Annotated in this window: 7 protein-coding genes and 1 other RNA gene; all 8 read right to left on the bottom strand. The window is 66.9% G+C overall.

All coding sequences use genetic code 11. From position 1 onward, the window contains the following. Positions 1-83: 83 nt before the first annotated feature. A complete protein-coding gene (locus OJI97_RS11770) occupies positions 84-239 on the bottom strand; it encodes a hypothetical protein (RefSeq protein ID WP_297663704.1) in 156 nt (51 codons plus the stop codon). Positions 240-314: 75 nt separating this feature from the next. After that, positions 315-701, bottom strand: an RNA gene (rnpB, locus tag OJI97_RS11765) — RNase P RNA component class A. A 248-nt stretch (positions 702-949) separates the two neighbouring features. Continuing rightward, positions 950-1,639 (bottom strand): N-acetylmuramoyl-L-alanine amidase, encoded by a 690-nt coding sequence (locus OJI97_RS11760; protein WP_297663703.1) that lies wholly within the window; start codon positions 1,637-1,639, stop codon positions 950-952. A 67-nt stretch (positions 1,640-1,706) separates the two neighbouring features. Further along, entirely contained in the window at positions 1,707-2,579 is an 873-nt protein-coding gene (locus OJI97_RS11755; RefSeq protein ID WP_297663701.1) for a CheR family methyltransferase, read from the bottom strand. Beyond that, on the bottom strand, positions 2,576-3,688 hold the full coding sequence (cheB, locus tag OJI97_RS11750) for a chemotaxis-specific protein-glutamate methyltransferase CheB (protein ID WP_297663699.1): 1,113 nt from the start codon (positions 3,686-3,688) through the stop codon (positions 2,576-2,578). The genes OJI97_RS11755 and cheB overlap by 4 nt, the downstream gene beginning before the upstream one ends. A 10-nt stretch (positions 3,689-3,698) precedes the next feature. Beyond that, a complete protein-coding gene (locus tag OJI97_RS11745; RefSeq protein ID WP_297663696.1) occupies positions 3,699-4,073 on the bottom strand; it encodes a response regulator in 375 nt (124 codons plus the stop codon). 72 nt (positions 4,074-4,145) lie between these two features. Continuing rightward, complete coding sequence (locus OJI97_RS11740; RefSeq protein WP_297663694.1) at positions 4,146-4,583, bottom strand: chemotaxis protein CheW; 438 nt, start codon at positions 4,581-4,583, stop codon at positions 4,146-4,148. Beyond that, entirely contained in the window at positions 4,580-6,976 is a 2,397-nt protein-coding gene (locus OJI97_RS11735) for a chemotaxis protein CheW (protein WP_297663692.1), read from the bottom strand. Before OJI97_RS11735 ends, OJI97_RS11740 begins: the two co-directional genes overlap by 4 nt. Positions 6,977-7,077: the final 101 nt, after the last annotated feature.

Genomic DNA, 7,077 nt, shown 5'->3' with positions numbered 1-7,077 from the left:
CGTCATTGCGAGCGAAGCGAAGCAATCCAGAGCCTGCGTAAACCGCCCTGGATTGCTTCGCTTCGCTCGCAATGACGAGAAATCTAGGACCGCAGCAAAGCCGGCACGATCCAGATGGCCGACAGCACGACGATCACGGCCAGCAGCGAAATCGCCAGGACATAGCGCACGCCCTGCTCCTTCACCCCGCCGCTCGCTTCGGTTTCGGTCACCTCGACATGGTCATCGACGACTTGCATGGCTCGTCTCCCTTTCTGGTCCGCATGAAACGCGGGGCGGCTGTGCGCGGTTCCGCGCGCGCCGGACGGGGAGAGTATGCCAGAGGGTCTGTAAGCCGGGTTCTGTCCACCCCGTTGCCGGGGATGGGCGATCATTCCTCTAGGCGTGCGGTTGCCCGAACGCTCAAGCAGTCAACCCGGACGACGGGGCCGGAACCAGCCCTGAGTTTCCTCTTGCCATCCCTATTCGACCTTGCTCCCGGTGGGGTTTGCCGTGCCGCGTCCGTTACCGTCCGCGCGGTGCGCTCTTACCGCACCCTTTCACCTTTCGCCGGACCGAAGCCTTTGGCGGTCTCTTCTCTGTGGCACTTTCCCTGACCCCCTCGCGGGGGCCGCCGGACGTTATCCGGCACCGTGGTTTCCGTGGAGCCCGGACTTTCCTCCCCCGCGCTTGCGCACGGCGGCGATCGCCCGACCCTCTGGCACGGAGCATTATAGCGCGAATGGACGGTCATTACGAGCGATTGTACGGAGCGGCTGTTTTGGGGTGGTGAGTGGACGGTGAGGGATGGCGCTACTTCCCCCTCCCGCAAGCGGGAGGGGCAGCGAGACTTACGAACTTTGTTCGTTAGTCGCAGCGGGGTGGGCCATTGCAACGTCGCTGCCCACCCCCGACCCCTCCCGCAAGCGGGAGGGGAGAGGAGCGGCCGCTTCCGCTCGCTAGCTGCCAATCAATTGCCCTCAGGCTGCGGCAGCAGCAGCGCGAGCAGGATCGCGCGGCATTCGCCGTCGATCGTGCCGTCGATCAGTTCGGGCCGGAACCGCCGCTGAAACGCCACGGTCGCCGCGAAACCGTCGGTCACGTCGTAACCGAAGCGTTCGAGCGCAAGCAGAAAGCCCGCATCGGTCCACAAGGGGTCGGTCAGTTTCCTGGTCGGGCGCGGCAGCGCGAGGCGGCGGCGCGCGAGTTCCTCCCACGGAAAAAGCTCGCCCGGATCCTGCTTGCGGGTCGGCGCGATGTCCGAATGGCCAACGACATTGCCGCGCGTGATCGCATAGCGATCCTTGATCTGGTGGACGAGGCGGACGACCGACGCCACCTGCGGATCGGGAAAGGGCACATAGCCCCATTCGTGCCCCGGATTGACGATCTCGATCCCGACGCTCGCCGAATTGATGTCGTTCACCCCGCGCCAGTGCGACTTGCCCGCGTGCCAGGCGCGCTTGTCCTCCGCGACCATATGGGTGATCTGGCCGTCCTCGCTGACGACATAGTGCGCCGACACTTTCGCCTCGGGATCGGCAAGCCGATCAAGGGCTTCGGCGCCTGTCTTCATGCCTGTATAATGGAGGACGATCATCGATATGGGCAGCGCGCGCTCGTCGAAATTGGCTGACCAGCGTTCGATAAAATCGCTCATGCGCCTTGCGGTCCATCCTGTCCCTGCCCTGCCTTTCCCCTGCGCCAGCGGGCGGGAAAAAGCAAGGTCAGGCGGCCGCCTGCGACGCGATGGGCGAATGGCGGACCTGCTGGTCGGCGGGCTCGTAAAGGCCGCGCAGCCGCGGGCTCGCGACGAACTGGTCGGTCTGGCCGAGCACCGTTTCGCCCGCGCCGAGGATGAGGAAACTTTGCGGCGCCGCCACCGCGCGCAGCCGCGCAAACGCCTTTTGCCGCATCGGCAGCGAGAAATAGAGGAGAAGGTTGCGGCAGAAGATCAGGTCCGCGGGCGCGGCCAGCGGCGGCCGGTCGATCAGCATGTTCTGGACCGAAAAATCGACGCGGCGGCGCAAATCCGCCTTGGCGAGCCAGCCCGCTTCGGTCTGGTCGAACCAGCGCACCATCCGCTGCACCGGCAGGCCGCGCTGGATCTCGAACTGGCTGTAAAGCCCGACGCGGGCGCGGCCGACCGCGTGATAGCTGACGTCGGTGCCGACGATGTCGACGCGCCACCCGGCCCATTTGCTGTCCTGTTCGGCCAGCAGCATCGCCATCGAATAGGCTTCCTGCCCCGTCGACACGCCGCAATGCCAGATCGTCAGCCGCCGCTCGCGCAGGTTGATGCGATGGATATGTTCAAGCGCACTGTTAGCAATATCATCGAACACACTATGTTCGCGATAGAAATAGGTTTCATTGTTGAGCATCGCATCGACCGTGTCGTCGAGCAGTTGGCGGCTGTTCGAGGTCACGAGCGCCGCGACGAGTGCATCGAGATCGCCGATGCCGTGCCGCTGCATCACCGGTTTCAGCGACATTTCGATGCGCCAGATGCGGTTCGGCGACAGCGTCTGCCCGGTGCGCGATTCGAGCACGCCCATCAGCACGCGATAGGCCGATTCGCTCGCCGTCCCGCCCATCATGACGGACGGCGCCCGGGAAGATAGCCGCGCAGCATCAGCGCGATCGCGTCGGGGTTAAGCGTCGCCGCCGCCAGCCCGGCCTTCGCCACCGCGCCGGGCATTCCCCAGATCACGCAGCTTTCGGGCGCCTGGGCAAAGATCGTCCCGCCCGCCGCCTTGAGCCGCTGGGCGCCCTGCGCGCCGTCGCGGCCCATGCCGCTCAGCACGACCGCGACCCCGCCGGCGCCATAGGCTTCGGCGACCGACGCGAGCATCGGGTCGGCCGACGGACAACAGCCATTCTCGACCGGCCGCCGGTCGAGCGCGATCTCGCGGCGCGCGCCGTTCGCGATCACCATAAGATGCGCGTCGCCGGGGGCGAGATAGATATGGTCGCGTTCGACCAGCATCCCCGCGTCGGCCACGCACACCTTGCGCCTGGTCATCGTCGCGATCTGCCGCGCGTAAAATTCCATGAAGGCATCGGGCAGATGCTGGGTGAGCAGGATCGGCGCGGTGATGCGGGGATCGAGATGGGTCAGGAAATTGGCGAAAGCCGGGATGCCGCCGGTCGATGCCGCGACCGCGATGCATTCGAGCCGCTGGTCGGCGTCGACCGCGACCGCCGCCGGGGGAACCGGCGGGCGAAAGGCGATGCGCGCCGCCGTGGGAACGGGTTCAAGCTGTCCGAGCGACAGGATGCGGTCGGTCAGCACCTCGGCAAAGCGGCCCGAGAAACTGCCGCGGCCGGGCTTGGCGAGCGTGTCGCTGGCGCCGAGCGCGAGCGCTTCGATCGCCGCCGGGCCGCCCTCGACACAGTTCGACGACAGGATCAGGACGCGCGCATTGGCGGCGCGCTCCAATATGTGCGGCAGCGCGTCGATGCCGTTCATCCCCGGCATTTCGATATCGAGCACCACGACATCGACGGGTTCTGACGCCAGAAAGGCCAGCGCATCATGCGCCGAGGCCACCGAGGCGCAAACCATCAGTCCCGGCGTCTGGGCGACGATGCGTTCGAGGATGCTGCGCACGACGAGGCTGTCGTCGACCAGCATCACGCGAACGCTGCGGCCTGCGGGGCGCTCGTTCCCCTGCGGATCGGTTGGAAGAAGGGCGGAGCGCGCCATCGACCGGACCTCAGGCCACGCCGACGAGTTGCAGCTTTCCTTCGAGTGTTTCGCGGTCGAACGGCTTCATCACATATTCGTCGGCGCCCGCCTCGATCGCGGCGCGAATATGGTCGATGCTGTTCTCGGTAGTGCAGAAGACGACGCGCGGCCGGTCGTCGCGCCCGAAATCCAGATCGTTGAAGGCGCCCAGAAACTCCATTCCACTCATCACCGGCATGTTCCAGTCGAGCAGGATCACATCGGGGCGGTTGGCGCGGCAAAAGGTCAGCGCCTCCTGCCCATCGGCCGCCTCGTCAACCGAAAAGGCCATACTTTCAAGAATATGCCGCGCGACCTTGCGAATGACTTTACTGTCGTCAACGACCAGACAAGATTTAGACATTTGTGCCTCCGACCCCCGGGGTTGACGCCAGCTTAAAGCGAAGGGGTGTGCAGGGTGTTAATACGACCGGCATCACGCGGCCTTAAGCGCGGGCAGCGTGATAAAATGCGCCGGGTCGACGACGAGCAAGGATTGCCCCTCGTGCTCGATCATCGCTTCGGCGACGCGTGCCCAGCCTGGAAGCAGCTTGCCGGTGACCCGCGCCTCGGGCGCGTCGATGAAACAGACGTCCTCGATCGCGTCGGCGAGCAGCGCATAGCCGTGCTCGGCGACATCGACGACGACGACGCGCTGGCCTGCGACGGCCGGAACCGGGGCCAGGCCGACGACGACATGCGGATCGATGAGCGTGAAGACGCGGCTGCGCAGCGCGAACAGCCCCGCGACGTGCGGCGGCGCGGCGGGAACCTCGACCGGCGCGCCGACCGCGACGACCGAATGGATCGAGCGGCTGCGCAGCGCCACGCGCGTGTCGGCGATGCGCGCGATCAGATAGAGCTTGTCCATCATGGACGGTCCCCCCCGGTGCGGCGGCGCAGCGCGTCGAGCAGCGCGCCGCGGTCGTAGCGATAGACGGTGTCGTCGTCGGGACCGATGGGCGCCGCCGACGCCCGCAGGCGGATCACCGGCACGTCGTCGTCATCATGCGCGCAGGTGCCGTCGCCGGTCAGGCAGAGCAGCACATCGGCCGCTTCGCCGGAGCTTTCGGACACCACGCGATAGCCTGCGCTGCGCAGGATCGGGGCCAGGAAATTGTCGCCCCAGCCGTCGCGGTCGTCGGCGAGGCGGCACACCGGCTGGCGGGCCGCGGGCGCGGCGGTCAGGCCGGGCGCATATTGCTCCATCAGCCAGAAGGGATCGACGATCTCGACCGGCTCGCCGCCGATCAGCACCACGCCCGCGATCAGCCCCGGCGCGGCGGCCGGCTGGCTCATGTCGGGCAGGCGGACGATATCGATCACCGCCTCGATCGGATAGCAGAGCACCATCTGCCCGTCGTAGAGGCGCAGCAGCTTCAGCGCGCCATGATCCTCGGGCAGCCGCGCGGCGTGGACCGGGAAGATGTCGTCGCCGATCTGCACCTGGATACGGCCAGCGCTTTCGAAAAGCGCCAGCGCGGGCACTTCCTCGACGCGTTCGATGACCGACAGGCGGACGCCGCGCGTGCGGCCGCCGACGTCGCGGAACAACAGAAGCTGCGCGGCACCGCGTTCGGCGGCCGCGCTAGCGTCGGCCTCGGCCGCGCGGTCCATGCCGCGTCCCGCTTCCGACGCGTCGATCGCGGCGGCGGCGAGAATCCCCTGCACGTCGAGCAGCAGCACCGGCCGGCCATTGTCGGGAAGCGTCGTTCCCGCATAGAGCCCGGTCGCCATGATCATCGGCGCGGCGGGCTTGATCACCAGTTCCTCATGGTCATGGATCGCCGCGACGCTGAGCGCATAGCTCTGCCCCTGCCCCGGCCGGACGAGGACGAGTGCGCGATCCTCGACATCGTCGCCCGGGTCGCGCTCGCGGCCGAGGACGGTTTCGAGGCGGAGCAGCGGGAAAGGCTCGCCGCGCACGGTGACGAGTTCGCCGCCGCCGACGCGCTCGATGCGGACGCTGTCGTTCGTCTCAAGCAGGATTTCGCGCACCGAACCGCGCGGGATCGCGAAATATTGCCCCGCCGCGCGGACCATCAGGCCCGAGATGATCGTCAGCGTCATCGGCACGCGCAGCACGACCGCGAGGCCGCGGCCTTCGTCGTTGCGCAGATCGACGACGCCGCCGATCTTCTCGACATTCGCCTTGACGATATCCATGCCGACGCCGCGGCCCGAAATGGCGGTGATCTTCGACGCCGTCGAAAAGCCGGGGCGAAAGATCAGGTCGAGCTTTTCGCGCGGGGTCAGCGCCCGCGCGTCGGCCGCGGGCAGCAGCCGCGCCGCGATCGCCTTCTGGACCAGCGCGTCGGGCGACAGGCCGCGCCCGTCGTCGCGCACCTCGATCTCGATCTGGTTGCCCGACTGGCGCGCCGACACCGAAATGCTGGCGGTGATATCCTTGCCCGCCGCGACGCGGTCGTCGAGCTTCTCGATGCCGTGATCGATCGCGTTGCGGACGATGTGGATCAGCGGATCGCGGATATTCTCCATCATCTCGCGGTCGAGTTCGACCTCGCCGCCGCTGGTGGCGAAGCGAATCTTCTTGCCGAGGTCCTGCGCCAGGTCGCGGACGATGCGCGGCAGCGGCGCGAACAATTTGTCGATGCGCTGCATCCGCATCTGGCTGACCGACTGGCGCATGCCCGCGATCGAATCCGACAGGCGGTCGAACGACGCGATCAGCGACGGATCGGCGCCCGTTTCACGGAGCATCCGCGCGAATTCGTTGCGCGCGAGGACGATGTCGGTGACTCCGGTCATCACGCTGTCGAGCAGGGGCAGCGGCACGCGGATCGTTCGCCAGCCCTGCGCATCGATCGCGAAATCATCCTCGCGGCGAAGCTGGATCTCGCCGCCTTCGGCGGTGGTTTCCGGGGCTTCAGGGGCTTCTCCATCCGCCGCCAGCGCCGCGATCACATCTCCATCGTCGCCCGGCGGCTCGACGCCCGCCTGCCCCAACAGCCCGCAAAGCTGCGACAGACGGTCGACGATACCCAGCACGCCGGTGACCAATTCGGCATTCGCGGCGCGATTCCCGCGGCGAACCTGATCGAGCGCATCCTCGGCGGCATGGGACAGCGCCGTAACTCGCGGCAGCGCGAGGAAGCTCGAACTGCCCTTGATCGTGTGAACGAGGCGGAAAATCGCATCGAGCCGGGCGCGGTCGGCGGGGTCCGCCTCCCACGCCACCAGCGCCCCGCCGGCCTCGGCAAGGATTTCCGCCGTTTCGGCGAGAAAATCGGTCAGCAGATCGTCCATCGAGTATCGGCGCGCCCCAAAAATTCGAGGCTCCACCATGGCCGACAATGGTTAATGGAGGGTTTGCTCTTGGGAGAATATGAAAGATTTTCGCGCCCGAA

The sequence above is a fragment of the Sphingopyxis sp. genome, from assembly GCF_025869345.1.
GTDB lineage: Bacteria > Pseudomonadota > Alphaproteobacteria > Sphingomonadales > Sphingomonadaceae > Sphingopyxis.
This window is presented reverse-complemented; position numbering and strand designations above follow the sequence as displayed.

Excerpts from the sequence above, each read along its gene's own strand:
- OJI97_RS11770 (WP_297663704.1), bottom strand. The coding sequence starts at position 239 with ATGCAAGTCGTCGATGACCATGTCGAGGTGACCGAAACCGAAGCGAGC.
- OJI97_RS11760 (WP_297663703.1), bottom strand. The coding sequence starts at position 1,639 with ATGAGCGATTTTATCGAACGCTGGTCAGCCAATTTCGACGAGCGCGCG.
- OJI97_RS11755 (WP_297663701.1), bottom strand. The coding sequence starts at position 2,579 with ATGATGGGCGGGACGGCGAGCGAATCGGCCTATCGCGTGCTGATGGGC.
- cheB (WP_297663699.1), bottom strand. The coding sequence starts at position 3,688 with ATGGCGCGCTCCGCCCTTCTTCCAACCGATCCGCAGGGGAACGAGCGC.
- OJI97_RS11745 (WP_297663696.1), bottom strand. The coding sequence starts at position 4,073 with ATGTCTAAATCTTGTCTGGTCGTTGACGACAGTAAAGTCATTCGCAAG.
- OJI97_RS11740 (WP_297663694.1), bottom strand. The coding sequence starts at position 4,583 with ATGATGGACAAGCTCTATCTGATCGCGCGCATCGCCGACACGCGCGTG.
- OJI97_RS11735 (WP_297663692.1), bottom strand. The coding sequence starts at position 6,976 with ATGGACGATCTGCTGACCGATTTTCTCGCCGAAACGGCGGAAATCCTT.